The organism is Chitinophaga sp. HK235, assembly GCF_018255755.1.
Lineage (GTDB): Bacteria > Bacteroidota > Bacteroidia > Chitinophagales > Chitinophagaceae > Chitinophaga.
The window spans coordinates 3,794,617-3,811,369 of the sequence record NZ_CP073766.1 but is presented as its reverse complement, the minus strand read 5'-3'; the positions used below and the strand labels follow the sequence as shown (position 1 = coordinate 3,811,369).

The window sequence follows — 16,753 nt, the reverse complement described above, 5'->3', positions numbered from 1 at the left end:
GACGAATTACGAATGAGTAATTCATCATTCGAAATTCGTAATTCGAAATTGATATAAATATGAGCAGTCTTTTCGTAGCGATCTATAATTTTTTTGACCGGCATAAAACCGCGCTGTGGTGTTGTACCCTCGTGAGTTTTGCGCTGGTTGGCTTTTTAGCATCGCGTATCAGGCTGGAAGAAGATATCACTAAGATTTTACCCCAGGACAAAAAACTGGACAAACTGCAGCAGGTCTTCCAGGACTCCCGGTTCGCTGATAAGCTGGTAGTTACCCTTTCGCAGAAAGATACTACCCACGCACCATTGCCTGACAGTCTCACTGCCTGCGCTTCCTCTCTGATCAGCAGTGCCGGAAGTCAGTTGTCGCCTTATATCCACGAGATACAGGGCCAGGCAAACGATACGATGGTCATGGGACTGATGCAGGTGATACAGGACCATCTGCCCGTTTTTCTGGAAGCCGGCGACTATGCCAAAATAGACAGCCTGATCACACCTGCACAATTGCAGCAATCCCTGCAATATGATTATAATACGCTGATATCCCCTGCAGGCCTGGTATTAAAGAAGATGATACAGGCCGACCCGGTGGGTATTTCCTGGATAGGCGTGAAGAAACTGCAACACCTGCAGTATGATGATCAGTTTGAATTATACGACAGTTATGTGATGACGAAAGATCATCGTCATCTGATGATATTTATTACACCGGCCAACCCGCCGGGTGCGACAAAGATAAACGCTAAATTCCTGCAGGGCCTCGATCATATTAAAGACAGCCTGGCCGCTCAGTATCCTGATATCAGTGTCAGCTATTTCGGCGGTACCGCTGTTTCAGCCGGCAACGCCACCCAGTTGCGGCAGGACACCCTGCTCACACAAGGTATCACCGTGGTATTGCTGGTAGCGCTTATCGCACTGTTTTTCCGGAAAAAACGCGCACCCCTGCTGGTGATGTTGCCTGTAGCTTTCGGAGGTCTTTTCTCCCTGGCCTGCATCTACCTGATCAAAGGACATATTGCGGTAATGGCGCTGGGCGCAGGCGCAGTGGTGCTGGGCATCGCTGTCAACTACTCCCTGCATGTGTTTAACCACTACCGGCATTCACCCGATATCCGCGAAGTGATTGCTGATCTGGCTACTCCCATGACGCTGGGCAGCTTTACTACTGTAGGCGGTTTTCTTTGTTTGCAGTTTGTGCATTCGCCCATGCTGCAGGATGTAGGGCTGTTTGCAGCTCTCAGCCTGGTAGGCGCAGCACTCTTCTCACTCATCTTTTTACCACATTGGATTGTATTAGGCAAAAATGCTGAACAGCCACATACTCACCACGATAACTGGCTGGACCGCTTCTCTGCCCTGAAACCGGAGAAAAACAAATACCTGGTAGGCGCCATCTTCCTGCTGACCATTGTATTTTTCTTCACCGCCCGCAACGTATCATTCGAAAGTGATATGATGCGGATGAATTTTATGTCTCCTAAGCTGAAGGCGGCGGAAGAACATCTTAATTCCATCAATTCCTATACAGCGCGCTCCGTATATGTAGTGACCGACGGTGCCAACCTGGAAGCAGCCCTTGAAAATGGTGAGCAGCTGATGCCCGCCATCCATGAGCTGCAGGCTGCCGGTGTCGTGAAAAAGTATGCCGGCGTACAGGCGTTGCTGTTATCTGCCAAAGAACAGCAGGCCCGCATAGACCGCTGGAACCACTACTGGACACCGGAAAAGAAAGCACAGCTGATGAACTGGTTGCGAAGCAACGGCCCGGCAACGGGTTTCAGTGCCACAGCTTTTAATCGGTTTGATGAACTGTTGCAGCATCCTTTTGAAAAAATTTCTCCCGAAGCACTGCAGATCATCCGCAATGGCAGTCTGGGTGATTTTATCATACAGAAAAATGGTAAGACAGCGATCGTTACACTGCTGAAAGTAGATCCGGACCATAAGCAGTCCGTATATACCGCCTTTGAAAAGTTTGGACATACTACGGTGCTGGACAAACAATACGCTGCCAACCGCCTGGTGGAAGTGATCAAAGAAGAATTCAACAGTATCGCCTGGATGACTTCCCTGCTGGTATTTACAGCCCTGTTGCTTTCCTATGGCAGGCTGGAACTGGCTCTTATCACCTTTGTACCGATGGCTATCAGCTGGATATGGATACTGGGCATCATGGGCCTTTTGGGGATCAAGTTTAATATTGTCAACATTATCCTTTCCACTTTTATTTTTGGTTTGGGAGATGACTACAGCATATTTATGATGGACGGGCTGTTGCAGGAATACAAGACGGGCAAAAAGACCCTGTCTTCTTTCAAATCCTCCATCTTCCTGTCTGCCATCACCACTATCCTCGGACTGGGTGTGCTCATCTTCGCCAAACATCCATCTCTGCAGTCTATCGCATTGATCTCCATCATTGGCATCAGCACGGTGGTATTGATTTCTCAGGTGATGATACCGGTGTTGTTCAACTGGCTGATCACCAACAGGGTGAAAAAGGGATATGCGCCGTGGACCTGTAAAGGACTGGTGTTGTCAGTGTTTTCCTTCACTTATTTTACAGTTGGATGTCTGATCATGACAGTAGTGGGTTACTGTCTGATAAAGATCAATCCTTTTAATAAAACCAAAGGCAAACTGTTGTATCACCGCATCTTATCGGCTTATACCCGGAGTGTGTTGTACATCATGGGCAATGTAAAAAAACGGATAATCAACCCGGATAATGAGCAGCTGGAAAAGCCCGCCGTGATCATCAGCAACCACCAGTCTTTCCTGGACATCCTGGTATCTACGATGCTGAATCCGAAGGTGATCCTGCTGACTAACCAGTGGGTATGGCGTTCGCCTGTATTTGGTGCAGTAGTGCGGTTGGCAGACTATTACCCGGTGGCAGATGGCGCAGAAGGTGCCATCGAAAAACTCAGGGAAAGGGTAGCGGAAGGATATTCCATTGTGGTATATCCGGAAGGCACCAGATCGCCTGATACCACGATCAAACGCTTCCATAAAGGCGCTTTTTATATTGCAGAAGAGCTGGGGCTGGACATCTTACCGGTCATTATTCACGGTACCGCCTATACGATGACTAAAGGCGACTTCCTGCTGAAAGACGGACAGATAACCGTAAAATACCTGCCGCGTATTACCCCGCAGGATACTTCCTGGGGAGATAACTACAGCGCCCGTACGAAATCTATCAGCCGTTATTTCAAACAACAATACGAACTGCTGCGCCAGGAAATAGAAGTGCCTGTTTATTTCAGGGAGCAGTTGAAATACAACTTCATCTACAAAGGTCCTGTGCTGGAATGGTATATGCGTGTAAAAACCAGTCTGGAAGGCAACTACGAGCTGTTCCATCAGTTGTTGCCTCACGAAGGCCGTATACTGGACCTGGGCTGCGGCTACGGTTTTATGGACTACATGCTCAGCTATGCCGCTCCCGGCAGGCAGATTACCGGTGTGGACTATGATGAAGATAAAATAGCGACAGCAGCGCATGGTTATGGTAAACCAGACAATCTTCAGTTTATTCATGGTGATATCTCTGATACACCATTTAAAAAATACGATGCCTTTATTTTGAGTGATGTGTTGCATTATCTGCAACCGGAAGAGCAGGAGCAGCTGTTGCAGCAATGCATTGACGGCCTGGAGCCCAACGGTGTGATCATCGTACGGGATGGCGACAGCGACAAAAAGCAGCGGCATGAAGGCACCAGATTCAGTGAATTTTTATCTACCCGGGTAATAGGATTTAATAAGACGAAGAACAGGCAGTTGTCGTTTTTATCTGCTTCGCATGTGCGGAGTATGGTTGGCAAATATGGTGCAGTAGCGGAAGAGATAGACAACACCCGGTACACATCCAATATAATATTTGTTATTAAAAAATCTCCCCAAAAAAATTATGCACAACTATGATGTCATCATCATTGGCAGCGGCCTCGGTGGCCTGGTATGCGGTGCAATCCTGAGCCGGAACGGATACAGGGTGCGCATATACGAAAAGAACCGTCAACCCGGTGGTTGCCTTCAGACTTTTTCCCGTGATAAAGTCATTTTCGACTCCGGGGTACACTATATCGGAGGGCTTGGAGAAGGCGAAAATCTGCATAAGGTATTCAAGTATGTAGGTATCCTCGATAAGCTGAAGCTGAAAAGAATGGATACGGATGGTTTTGATCATATCAATTTCGGCGCAGAAGATAAAGTATACCGGATTGCACAGGGCAGGGACCAATTCATCCGCACCCTGCTGGCTGATTTCCCCGAAGAAGAAGAGGCCCTGCATGCCTATTGTGACAAGATTAGTGAAGTGTGCAGCAAATTTCCCTTATATAACCTGCGGGTAGGGGATTATGAAGAAAAACAAAGTGTATTGCACCTCAACGCTGCGGAAGTGCTGGAAGGTATTACTTCCAATACCCGCCTGCAGCAGGTGTTGGCAGGCAACAACCTGTTATATGCCGGTGTGAAGGGAAAAACACCTTTCTACGTACATGCGTTGGTGTTAAACAGTTATATGCACAGCTCCTGGAAATGTGTAGACGGAGGCTCGCAGATAGCCCGCCTGCTGTGCCGGCAGATCACCGAAAACGGTGGTGAAGTAGTGCGTAATACACAGGTGGAAAGGATTGTAGGTCAGGGTGACCGCGTAGACCATATTGTACTGGAAAACGGAGAAAAGGCATATGCCAGCCATTTTATTTCCAACCTGCATCCTGCACAAACCACAGCGATGACAGAAAGTGAGATGATACGCGGTGCTTACCGTTCCCGGATGCAGAATCTGGAAAATTCCTGTGGTGGTTTTGTGCTCAATGTGGTATTAAAACCTGGTACCTTCCGGTATCTCAACCACAACTATTATTATCATGCCACAGATGATGCTTGGGCCGGTATTCGCTATACAGCCGCCGACTGGCCGCAAACCTACGCCATGTATGTATCTGCCAGCTCCCGGCACGAAACCTATGCCGACAGTCTGTCGATCATGACGTATATGCGTTATGATGAGCTGGCTCCCTGGCAGCATACTTTTAATACAGAACAAAAGGAAGCCAGCAGGGGCGAAGACTACGAAGCATTTAAAATACAGAAGGCCGAACAGCTTATAGATTGTGTGGAGAAAAAGTTCCCGGGATTCCGGAATTGTGTGCAGTCGTACTATGTGGCGACACCACTCTCTTACCGCGATTATATCGGTACCGGCGACGGCAGCATGTACGGTATCCTGAAAGATAACACAGATCCGCTGCGGACCATGGTTTCGGCCCGTACCCGGCTGTCTAATTTGTATCTTACAGGGCAAAACCTGAACTTGCATGGGATTTTAGGGGTCACCATGAGCAGCGTGATCACTTCAGCAGAACTATTGGGAATGGAATTCCTGGTAGATGAAATTAATCAGTCAATACTTAAATAAAAGTGGAAAAGAAAAAAAGAAGCGGATGGCGTAAGTTAGGACGGGTACTGTTGTATTGCCTGGGCACCATCCTGGTACTGTTTATCGCACTGGCCATCTATCTGGTGGCTGTAAGCCGTATGACGCCTCCGGCGATCGCCGACAAGTCTGCCTTACAGCTTCAGCGCAAACAGCTGGACAGCACCGCCTGGACCATCGGCAACAGCTGGTTCCGTAAAAGCAACAGCGGCCTCTACGAAATGTACGTGGAAGGAGCGCCCTTTGAAAGAGGCGTTATCAACGGCAAACTGTCCGGAGAGCTGATCCGCCATCAGGAAGATGTTTTTGTAGGACAGATCAAAAAAATGATTCCTTCTACTTTCTACCTGCATTTTCTGAAATATTTCATCGGCTGGTTTAACCGTGATCTCTCCAATCATGTGGCGGAGGAGTTTAAAGAAGAGATTTATGGAGAATCTTTTTCTGCGGCTAACGGTTACGACTATATCGGCAGTAACTACGAAAGGCTGATGAACTACCACGGTGCCCACGATATTGGTCACGCGCTGCAAGGCATGATGCTGGTAGGTTGTACTTCCTTTGGTACCTGGAATGATCAGTCGGCAGACAGCAGCCTGATCATCGGCCGCAACTTCGACTTCTACATGGGTGATCAGTTTGCAGAAGATAAAATGGTCGTGTTTTATCATCCCGATAAAGGGAACAACTTTATGTTCGTTACCTGGGGTGGTTTCACCGGCGTGGTTTCCGGCATGAACGATAAAGGACTGACCGTCACCATCAACGCAGCCAAAACCAGTGTGCCTTCCGGCGCAGCAACACCTGTTTCACTGGTGGCCAGAGAGATATTACAATATGCCGGCAACATACAGGAGGCCTGGGATATTGCCAGGAAGCGCAAAATGTTCGTTTCAGAGTCTTTTCTGATTGGTTCTGCAGCAGATAACAAAGCAGTGGTGATAGAGAAAACGCCGGAAGGCATGGACCTCTATGATCCCAAAAAGAGCTTTATCACCTGTACTAACCACTTCCAGGGCGATTCACTGGGCAGTCTGGCTTCCAATAAGTTGCAGATCAGCGAGAGTGCTTCCCAGTACCGCTATGAGCGGCTGAATGAGCTGCTGAAAGAAAAAGGTCCGAATACCGTACAGAAAACGATCAGCATCCTCCGTGACCGTAAAGGGTTGCATGGCGCCGATATCGGGATGGGTAATGAAAAGGCCATCAATCAGTTCATCGCACACCATGCCATTGTATTTGAGCCAAAGAAAAGAATGGTATGGGTATCCGCCGCACCCTGGCAGCTGGGGCAGTTTGTAGCCTATGATCTCAACAAGATCTTCAGCATGCATGGCCTCGATAGTGATCATGAAGTGTATGACAGTGTGCAGAATGTCCCCGCCGATTCTTTCCTGCTGACAAAAGACTACGCTGCTTTTCAGGTGTTCCGTCAGCTGAAAGCGCAAATGCAGGATGGCAAAACAATTGACACGAAAGCGCTGGTAGCTTCCAACCCGGAATTTTATCATACTTATGTACTGGCCGGTGACTACCACTTCAAACGTGGTAACTATACCGAAGCCAGACAATACTATGAAACGGCCCTCAGCAAAGTGATCGCCACCAAAGGAGAAGAAACGCATATCCGCAAACAGCTGGAAAAATGTAACGCTAAACTCAGCAAACAATGATTGTTGGCATAGGCACTGATATTACAGACGTAGCCCGCATAACAGACAAAGTGGCTAAGGGAAAAGGTTTCCGCGAGCTGGTGTTTACGCCGCTGGAGATCAGGTACTGTGAGCAGCAGGCGGTTCCGGGAGAGAGTTATGCAGCTCGTTTTGCCGCCAAGGAGGCCTTCCTGAAAGCATTAGGCACCGGCTGGGGTAATGGTGGTGTCAACTTCAACGAAATAGAAATACGCAATGATGCAGCTGGCCGGCCGGAACTGTTTCTGCTGGCGCATAACGACAGATTCGCATCGTTGGGTGTCAAAAAAATATGGGTGTCATTGTCACACGAAAAAAATGCAGCCGTGGCAATGGTGATTCTCGAAAACTAAAGATTACATATGTACATCCCGGATATTGAACTTCAATCACAGACAGATATCAAAGCATTCCAGGAAAAGGAAGTCATGCGGTTATTAGGTTATCTGCGTGAGTTCTCTCCCTTTTACCGGTCGTGGTTTAAGAAACATGATATCCGGCCCGATCAGGTGCGTACGCTGGAAGACTTCAGCCAGATACCACCCGTAACAAAAGAAGAGCTGCAGGAACACAACTGGGAATTCCTCTGTGTGGATAAAAGCAGGATCGCGGAATATACCACTACCTCCGGTACACTGGGCCGTCCTGTGATCATCGCCCTCACAGAAAAAGATCTGCAACGGCTTAGCTACAACGAATACATTTCCTTCTGCTGCGCAGATGGAACAGAAAATGATATTTACCAGCTGATGCTTACCCTCGACCGGCAGTTTATGGCCGGTATGGCCTATTACAACGGTATCCGCAAGCTGGGTGCCGGCGTACTGCGTGTAGGCCCCGGCGTGCCCAGCATGCAGTGGGAGAACATCAAACGCATCAAACCTACTACCATCGTAGGTGTACCTTCCTTTATCGTAAAACTGATCGCTTACGCGAAAGAACATCATATCAATATCAATGAAACTTCTGTAAGGAAAGCCGTCTGCATCGGTGAAAATATCCGTAACACGGATTTCTCCCTCAACGTACTGGGCAAAAAAATTACAGAGCAATGGAATATCCAACTGTATTCCACCTACGCTTCCACAGAGATGCAGACCGCCTTTACCGAATGTAAGGAAGGCCGTGGCGGCCACCATCACCCTGAATTGTTGTATGTAGAGCTGCTGGATGAAAACAATCAGCCTGTAGCTCCCGGCGAAGAAGGAGAGGTAACTATCACCACCCTGGGCGTGGAAGGAATGCCGCTGTTGCGCTATAAAACAGGTGACATCTGTCAGTACCACGAGGATATCTGCAGCTGCGGCCGTCATACCCTGCGGCTATCTCCCGTTATCGGCCGGAAAAAACAGATGATCAAATATAAAGGTACCACCCTGTATCCACCTGCTTTATTCGACCTGCTCAACGATATGGAAGAAGTGAAAGAGTTTGTAGTAGAAGTGTATTCCAATGAACTGGGCACCGATGAAATCCTGCTACACCTCTGGCCTACAGAAGAATCAGAAGAGATGGATCGCAAAATAAAATCCTATCTTCAGGCTAAACTGAGAGTAATACCACAGGTGAAATACTGCAGCCAGCAAGAGATTATTCGGATGCAGTTTCCGGAGAATAGTAGAAAGCCGGTGAAGTTTGTGGATAATAGGAATTAAGGCTGTTTTGTATTTTCGATAGTAAACAACTAGGGGTTGGCCGGTTTTGGGTCAGCCCTGTTTTATTATTTAGAATTCCAAAGAGATTGCTGAGAAGTTTCAAAGCTAGCGATAGTTGTGGTTTTCGTTGTTTTAGTCTATCTCATTATTTGAACTTGATGTAAACATAAGTTTATTTAAAGATTAAATTAGAATGTCTTATTTTAAAGAAGAAAAAACTACATGTAATGGATGCTTCCTTATTCTGGACAACTCTTGGAACTCTTATGGCTATTCTAACATTCATTTATACTTATTATAAAGAACCTCGAGAGGATACCGAATACGCAATTCAAAAATTTGAATTCCTAAAGAAGTTGAATACAGATTTAATTAATGATCTTACTACTTATATGATTGCGAATAATGCCCAAGAAAAGGAGATAATGCAACAACTGACCTTTGAACAAGGTATTCGTATTCTCCAGAAAAATTTAGACCAAGTGATGAATGATAAAAATTTGGAAAACCTTAAAAAAGGTAAATCCGGTAAACGGCATTTGGACTTCATCATTAGAAAGTTAGAGGAGAACATCCAACATTGTAGTGAGATAAGAACAGTTTTCGAGTATTACCATCTTGGTACCGCCAAAATTTAATTGTCAACTAGAATATTTAAAAAGCCCGATTTTCCGCCAAAAGAATGCCAGTCAGCAGAGGCTGTTGATAATAAGGATTTTATAAAACTGCTTTGCTTGATATTGTCCGCTTTTGGTACAGGTAAATGTAAGGTTACGAACGCTGGAGAAGTTACGTGATAAATTGAGGGGAATGTAACTAAACAGGGCAGTAATGCTATTGAACTGAGCTCAGCAAGTCATTGGCTTGTACAACCTTGATTTGACCATTTTTATCGCCAATAACCAGTTCTTCATTGTTGGCGGCACTTTTTTCAACAAGTCTTCGAAGGGCTATTTTCATGCCTTTCATCACTTTGTCAGATAACTTTTCAAATTCTCTTTTCTTAGAATTTATGCTAATTTCTTCAGGTACGGTATCTTCATTTCTTACTACTATCCACTCATCACATACTGGAATATATAGTGCTGTAAGATTATGAATTCCTCTATAATATCGACGCTCAATTACATCCGGGGGAATGTTATGCCCTCCTTTCTTCACCCTGTTGGCGACCCTTTCTTTGGCAAGGGCTGGCGAACTAAGCCAGAAATACAGCAACACCACCTTATAACCCGCTTTTTTCGCTTTTTCTACCAGTGACTTATAACTTCTCGTCGCCAGTGTTGTCTCAAATGCAAAATCCTCTTTTTCTTCCAGTAGTTGATGAATCCTTTTGAGCATTAGCTTTCCGGCTTCCACTGCTACTTTTTCCAGATTAAAGGGAGACAGACCTGCAGCGCATTCACAAACTCCCTGCAATGCAGTATCTCCGGTAGGATGGTAAAACTGGCGGTAGTTTTACCTGCACCATTGCAACCTGATATGATATAAAGATTCGGCATATAATCAGAATTCTATTAAAGCATCTGCTTTCGGATTATCCAGCTTCGTACTTTTCCTTTTCCCGCCAACGATCACATGGATCATATTGATCTGACTGGGATGTTGTTTGTACAGGATATCATTTTTGATCATCACCTTTTTGGGGGTGGGGATGTTGTCTGCTTCCAGGAAACTCCATACGGCATCTTCTTCAATCTTATAGCCCAGAAAGCGCAGGGGTACTGGTTTCCCGTCGAGTGTCAGCTGAAAGTGATGGGAGAGGTAATCGGCGATGAGTTTATCGACCTGCTGCCGGTTGGCGGGTTTGGTGATATCAAAGGTGGTGTTGTATTGTGCTTTCAGCGTACTTTCCAGGTCGTCGGTGAAAATACGGCAGCTGACTTCCAGTTCCTTTTTGGCTGCATTGTGCGTGATCTCGGTAACACTCACATAGAATGGGTGTAGAATGGCCATGCAGGCGATTGTCCACCATTTACATAATAATAAACCCACTAGACTAATTTTTTTGGGAAAATTAATTTTTAGTTTCTATAATTACCAAATTTAGATAAAAGTAGGGCAATGGACGCGTTGTATTTTGAGCTGGGATGGCAACATATTCTCAATTGGGAAGGTTATGATCACATTCTTTTTGTGATTGCCCTGAGTGCGATTTATCTGGTAAAAGAATGGAAAAAGCTGCTGGTTTTAGTGACAGCCTTCACCATCGGGCATTCTATTACGCTGGCTTTAAGTGTATTACACATTATTAGGATATCTAGTTCCCTGGTGGAGTTCCTGATTCCGGTGACCATTTGTATTACAGCACTATCCAACATTCTGAGAAGAGATGAGGCGCCGCAGAATCTGCAGCTCAACTACTTCTATGCTTTGTTCTTCGGCCTGATCCATGGATTGGGTTTTTCCAATTATCTGAAAAGCCTGCTGGGCACACAGGCCAATATCGTGCAGCCGCTGCTGGGTTTTAACATCGGACTGGAATTCGGGCAGCTGCTCATTGTGGCCGTAGTGATGCTGCTGTCAGGGACGCTTGTCAACATTGGGCGGGTAAGCCGCCGCGACTGGAATATGTTTTTATCTTCTGCTACCTTTGGTATTGCCTTCCTCATGGTTGTCCAGGGCGTAAGAGAGCTCTTGAAATAATTGAAATCTAAATCCGTCTATGAGAAAAAATCTGTACCTCCTTGGTATTTTATGCAGTACTGCTGTTACACTGCATGCACAAAACAACCCGGGATCCAACCATGGTAACCGCTTCGAGCAGCTGGGAACAATGCTGCAGACGCCCAATATGTACCGCTCCGCTTCCGGGGCCCCGGGGCCTAAATACTGGCAACAACGCGCCGACTATGAAATCGCGGCCGAACTGGATGATGCCAAACAGAAACTGACAGGTGCTGAAACCATCACCTACTTTAATAATTCTCCGGACCCGCTTACCTACCTCTGGCTGCAGCTGGATGAGAACGAGCATGACCCGAAAAGCGATAACCGCAGCTTCGACGGTAGTAAGATGTCTGATAAAATGACATTAAGGGAAATCAGCGGCATGCTGCCTCCTACCGGCGATCTGGGCGTAAAAATCGTGAAAGTGACCGATGCGGATGGTAAAACGCTGCCTTATACCATCAACCAGACGATGATGCGGATAGACCTGCCTAAAACCCTGATGCCGGGAGAGAAATACCGCTTCAAGGTAGAGTGGTGGTACAACCTGTCTAATCGTATGGTGACTGGTGGCCGTGGGGGTTATGAATATTTCCAGGAAGACAACAACTACCTCTACACTATCGCACAGTGGTATCCTCGTATGGCAGTGTATTCCGACTTCCAGGGATGGCAGAACAAACAGTTCACCGGCAGAGGCGAATTTGCCCTCGCTTTCGGCAATTTCCGTGTACGCTTTACCGTACCCGCCGACCATATCATCGGTGCTACCGGTGAATGCCAGAACTATAAGGAAATGCTGTCTCCTGCACAGTTCCAGCGCTGGCAACAGGCCCAAACCAGCAAAGAGCCAGTGGAAATAGTGACACTGGATGAAGCGAAAAAAGCCATGCAGAATAAAGCAGGTGCCCGTAAAACATGGGTGTACGAAGCACAGAATGTGCGCGACTTCGCACTTATTTCTTCTCGCCGCCTCGTATGGGATGCTATGCCTGCCAATGTGGAAGGCAATAAAGTGATGGCCATGTCTTACTATGGTCCGGAGGCTTACCCGCTCTACCGCCGTTATTCTACCAAAGTGGTGGCGCATACTGTCAAATCCTACTCCCAACATACCATCCCGTACCCTTATCCGGTGGCCATCTCTGTAGAAGCAGCCAGCGGTATGGAATACCCGATGATCTGCTTCAACTACGGCCGTGCTGATAAAGACGGTAGTTATTCCGAAGCGACCAAAAATGGTATGATAGGCGTGATCACCCACGAAGTAGGCCACAACTTCTTCCCCATGATCGTCAACTCCGACGAAAGGCAGTGGTCCTGGATGGATGAAGGACTGAACACCTTCTGCCAGTTTATGGCTGAACAGGAGTGGGACAGCAACTTCCCTTCCTCCCGTGGTCCGGCACATAAGATCGTTGACTACATGAAAATGCCGAAAGATCAGCTGGAACCGATCATGACCAATTCTGAAAATATTATTCAGTTTGGACCGAACGCATATGCCAAACCAGCCACAGCCCTCAATATCCTGCGTGAAACCGTAATGGGCCGCGAACTGTTTGATTTTGCCTTCCGTGAATATGCGCGCCGCTGGGCCTTTAAACATCCTACGCCGGCAGATTTCTTCCGTACCATGGAAGATGCTTCTGCTGTAGACCTGGACTGGTTCTGGCGCGGATGGTTCTTTACCACCGAACCGGTAGACATCTCCATCGACAGCGTAAAATGGTACAGCATGGACGCTAAAAATCCGGCTGAATCCAACAAGGCCGCCAAGGCCGCCTATGATAAAAGTATGGACCATGTAGCCCGTCAGCGCAACAAAGCTGCAGGTATTAAATTTGCAGTAGATCAGGACACCAGCCTGCAGGATTTCTACAGCAAATGGAACCGCTTTGAAGTGACCAGCGAAGACAAAGCTGCCTATGAGCAGTTCTACAGCAGCCTGTCTCCCGAAGAAAAAGCGATGTACGACAGCAAAAAGAACTTCTATGAAGTGACTTTTTCCAACGTAGGCGGACTGGTAATGCCGCTGATCCTGGAATGGACATTTGCAGATGGTACTAAGGAAACAGACCGCATCTCTGCTTACATCTGGCGTAAAAATGAAAACCAGGTTACCAAAGTATTTGCGAAAGACAAAAAAGTAGTATCGCTGAAACTGGACCCGCTCCGCGAAACAGCTGATATCGACGAAAGCAATAACAGCTGGCCGCGTGAAGCAAGCCCTTCCCGGTTCGAAATGTTTAAAAGCGCTACCAGCGTAAGAGGTGCGTCCACCGGCGATAATCCGATGAAAAAAGCCCTTAATAAATAATGTCGATGAAACACACGCTCACCCTCTTTTTGTTTTTGTTCTTCCTGCAGACGGTCCGCGCTGCGGATGTTGATACCATCAGCATTCCCAGTGCAGCTATGCGCCGCAGTTACAAGTGCGTGGTTATTACACCGGCTTCCTATAAGGAAGGCACCCGGCGTTATCCGGTGGTGTACCTGCTGCACGGTCATAGCGGTAATTATGCCAACTGGGTCCGTAAAGTACCTGCTGTAAAAGAACTGGCCGATACCTACCAATGCATGATCGTATGCCCGGATGGAGCGATCAGCAGCTGGTATGTCGATAGTCCGGTAGACAGCACTATACGGTTTGAGACCTATGTAGGAAAAGAAATACCGGCATATATTGACCAACACTACCAAACCCTGCCCGAACCGCATTACCGCGCTATTACAGGGCTTAGTATGGGCGGCCATGGTGCGCTGTATCTCGCCATCCGTCATCCGGAAGTGTTTGGCGCAGCCGGCAGTATCAGTGGTGGCGTGGATTTCAGGCCATTCCCCAAAAACTGGGATATTGCCAAAAGACTGGGTGCACCTGGCGTAAACGGCGCCAACTGGACCGATTACACGGTCATCGGTCAGCTCGACAGGCTGAAACCTGGTACCCTGCCCATGATCATTGATTGTGGTGTAAAGGATTTCTATATCGACGTGAACCGCGACCTGCATAAAAAACTGCTCGAAAAAGGTATCGATCACGACTATACGGAACGTGCCGGGCAACACGACTGGGATTACTGGGCCAATTCGATACAGTATCAGTTACTCTTTTTCCATCGTTTCTTTCAGTAAATAATAACCGTCACATTCAGGCATAAAGAAGCCGTCCCGGGATCGGGACGGCTTTTTAACTTGCTAATATGTCCTGTTGATCTATGAAAAATAAGTTTGTCGCAAAGGGAAAAAGACGGCCGGAGGTAAGACTACAGGCGGCCGGATTATTTTCATGTGACCTAAGTTGAATGCTAAGCGAAATCATTTGCTTTTATCCCATCGTAGATGGATATTACTATCGTTGTGTCTTCAATGAGCATGCAGTCAGAATCGTGTGTGCGTTAACGTTATTAGTCTATAGGTTTTGCGAACTGTCTGTTGATCCCCCGGCAAAGGAGTCGGATCAACTCCCCGATGGTACCATCTCCATAAAATATTTTTTAACTTTTTTTAATGTGTAATTGCTACACATTGTTAGCATACTACTACCATAAAAAAAGCCGGTCCTCGATAGGACCGGCATTTTTTTTTATGCACGCGATTCAAAATAAGTATGTTAACAAAGTCAGTGAGGTATGTCCCACCAGAGTCTCACACCACCTTCGTCTTTAGGATTGGGGCCTAACAGCTGGATGGCTTTGTCCACTTCCGCTTTGTTGGAAGTATATTCTGTGTTGGGGAATGGTATTCTTCTGATTTGTATGTCGGTATTGATGGTCCCGTTGCTTAAGTTATTTACAACAGGGAACAGTTTAGGATAGCCGGTACGTCTGAATTCGCTCCAGGCTTCCTGTCCTTCCGGATACATAGCGATCCATTTCTGGGTGATGATACGTTCCAGTTTTTCGTTGAAATTGCCGGCATCATTCCATTTGATGGTGATTTTAGACAACGCAGGGGAGTTGTTGGCCGCATTGCGGGGATCTACGTAATCAATTGGTTTGCTGATATCGTCTGCTATATAAGCATTAACATCAGCCGGAGCGGCATCCCATTGAGCGAAGGAAGCCCGCATGCCTTTTTCATACAGTTCGGCAGGGGTTCCTCCGGTGTTGTTCCATCCTCTCAGGGCAGCTTCTGCGCGCAGGAAGAAGACTTCTGCTGAAGTCATCAGCTGTATGGGAGTGTTGGCGCGGAATGTTTTGGTTTCCGCATTAGCAGGAACGGAATAGCCGGTATAGTCCGGTTTGGCGGTCACCTGGCTACCGATACGGATACCTTTGTAGGTGCCGGGATAGGCGGTAGCATGGTCGAAATATTTAGGCAAACGAGGGTCTTTATACCCTACCAGGATAGACTCCATAGAGGCGTTCATGGCGTTGTCTGTCCAGGATGTTACGATAGTGAACAGCGGATTTTTCAGACCGAAGCCGGAAACATTGGCATTGTCCCTGGTGACTTCCAGCACGCCACCTTTGGCGGGGTCCAGTGCTTTTTCACCTTCTTCTTTTGCTTTGGCAGGATTTACGTTGGAAATACGGATCGCCAGTCGCAGACGAAGGGAGTTGGCAAACTTGACCCATTGTTTGTAATCACCGCCATATAACATATCAAATTTACTGAAGAGGGAAACACCCGGATTCGCGGCTACATACGTGTTCAGTGAGGTTACAGCAGTATCCAGTTCTTTAAAGAAGCGGGTGTACACATCTTCCTGTTTGTCGTAGGCAGAAGTAGTTCCGCCACTGCCATAAGAGCTGTAAGGAATAGGACCATAGATATCGGTTACCCGGTGCATGGCTTCTACCTTGAGGATCAGCGCAATGGCCCAGAACTCAGGAGCTTTAGCCGGTGCACCTCTTCTTTTTACTTCGGCGATAGGCGCCATCACGTTATTGTAAGCCAGGTTGAAGGCGGAAGCATTCCAGCCGTCTACCAGTGAATAGGTCATGTTATTGATGTTACCGCGGAAGTTATTTGGCGGCATCAGATAACCGGAGTACACGTCGCCCATCAGGTTTTGTTGCAGCTGAAAGTCGGAGTTCGTGTTGTTGAAGTTGAAATAGATGGAAGACTGTATCTGCGGGAAGAAGCCACCGATATAGTTGAAATCGGGCCTCAGCGCGTCTTCGGTCAACCCGGTATTGTCTGTATTGTATTCCTCGAAGTTTTTGGTACAGGCATTGAGACCAAGGATACCTGCCGCCAGCGCGATGACTGCTACTGGCTTATATAGTTTGAATCTGAGCTTTTTCATCGGTGTTGAATTAAAGGTGAACAGTC

12 protein-coding genes are annotated in these 16,753 nt (G+C 47.1%); 9 read left to right on the top strand and 3 right to left on the bottom strand.

Translation table 11 applies throughout. The features are described from left to right. Positions 1-59 precede the first annotated feature (59 nt). The 6 genes from KD145_RS13545 to KD145_RS13520 all read left to right on the top strand — a co-directional run bounded on the left by KD145_RS13545 (position 60) and on the right by KD145_RS13520 (position 9,441). Positions 60-3,935, top strand: coding sequence for a trifunctional MMPL family transporter/lysophospholipid acyltransferase/class I SAM-dependent methyltransferase (locus KD145_RS13545; RefSeq protein ID WP_212006397.1), 3,876 nt, complete (start codon positions 60-62; stop codon positions 3,933-3,935). Beyond that, complete coding sequence (locus KD145_RS13540) at positions 3,922-5,439, top strand: NAD(P)/FAD-dependent oxidoreductase (protein WP_212006396.1); 1,518 nt, start codon at positions 3,922-3,924, stop codon at positions 5,437-5,439. The genes KD145_RS13545 and KD145_RS13540 overlap by 14 nt, the downstream gene beginning before the upstream one ends. A 2-nt stretch (positions 5,440-5,441) precedes the next feature. Continuing rightward, a complete protein-coding gene (locus KD145_RS13535; protein ID WP_249219826.1) occupies positions 5,442-7,130 on the top strand; it encodes a C45 family peptidase in 1,689 nt (562 codons plus the stop codon). Then, complete coding sequence (gene acpS / locus KD145_RS13530; RefSeq protein ID WP_212006395.1) at positions 7,127-7,501, top strand: holo-ACP synthase; 375 nt, start codon at positions 7,127-7,129, stop codon at positions 7,499-7,501. The genes KD145_RS13535 and acpS overlap by 4 nt, the downstream gene beginning before the upstream one ends. A 9-nt stretch (positions 7,502-7,510) precedes the next feature. After that, complete coding sequence (locus tag KD145_RS13525; RefSeq protein WP_212006394.1) at positions 7,511-8,803, top strand: phenylacetate--CoA ligase family protein; 1,293 nt, start codon at positions 7,511-7,513, stop codon at positions 8,801-8,803. A 227-nt stretch (positions 8,804-9,030) separates the two neighbouring features. Then, complete coding sequence (locus tag KD145_RS13520) at positions 9,031-9,441, top strand: hypothetical protein (protein WP_212006393.1); 411 nt, start codon at positions 9,031-9,033, stop codon at positions 9,439-9,441. A 196-nt stretch (positions 9,442-9,637) separates the two neighbouring features. Here the strand turns inward: KD145_RS13520 and KD145_RS13515 are convergent, their stop codons facing one another. Together KD145_RS13515 and KD145_RS13510 are read right to left on the bottom strand one after the other, a co-directional pair. Continuing rightward, entirely contained in the window at positions 9,638-10,162 is a 525-nt protein-coding gene (locus KD145_RS13515; RefSeq protein ID WP_249219825.1) for a zeta toxin family protein, read from the bottom strand. A gap of 147 nt (positions 10,163-10,309) precedes the next feature. Beyond that, positions 10,310-10,759, bottom strand: coding sequence for a DUF6702 family protein (locus KD145_RS13510; protein WP_249219824.1), 450 nt, complete (start codon positions 10,757-10,759; stop codon positions 10,310-10,312). A 108-nt stretch (positions 10,760-10,867) separates the two neighbouring features. Here KD145_RS13510 and KD145_RS13505 point away from each other — a divergent pair, with 108 nt between their 5' ends. The 3 genes from KD145_RS13505 to KD145_RS13495 are packed head-to-tail and all read left to right on the top strand — an operon-like array spanning position 10,868 to position 14,608. After that, entirely contained in the window at positions 10,868-11,449 is a 582-nt protein-coding gene (locus KD145_RS13505) for a HupE/UreJ family protein (protein ID WP_249219823.1), read from the top strand. A 19-nt stretch (positions 11,450-11,468) separates the two neighbouring features. Continuing rightward, positions 11,469-13,793, top strand: coding sequence for a M1 family metallopeptidase (locus tag KD145_RS13500; RefSeq protein WP_212006391.1), 2,325 nt, complete (start codon positions 11,469-11,471; stop codon positions 13,791-13,793). A 5-nt stretch (positions 13,794-13,798) separates the two neighbouring features. Then, entirely contained in the window at positions 13,799-14,608 is an 810-nt protein-coding gene (locus KD145_RS13495) for an alpha/beta hydrolase family protein (RefSeq protein WP_212006390.1), read from the top strand. A 487-nt stretch (positions 14,609-15,095) separates the two neighbouring features. Here the strand turns inward: KD145_RS13495 and KD145_RS13490 are convergent, their stop codons facing one another. Further along, complete coding sequence (locus KD145_RS13490) at positions 15,096-16,727, bottom strand: RagB/SusD family nutrient uptake outer membrane protein (RefSeq protein ID WP_212006389.1); 1,632 nt, start codon at positions 16,725-16,727, stop codon at positions 15,096-15,098. Between the last annotated feature and the right edge of the window lie 26 nt (positions 16,728-16,753).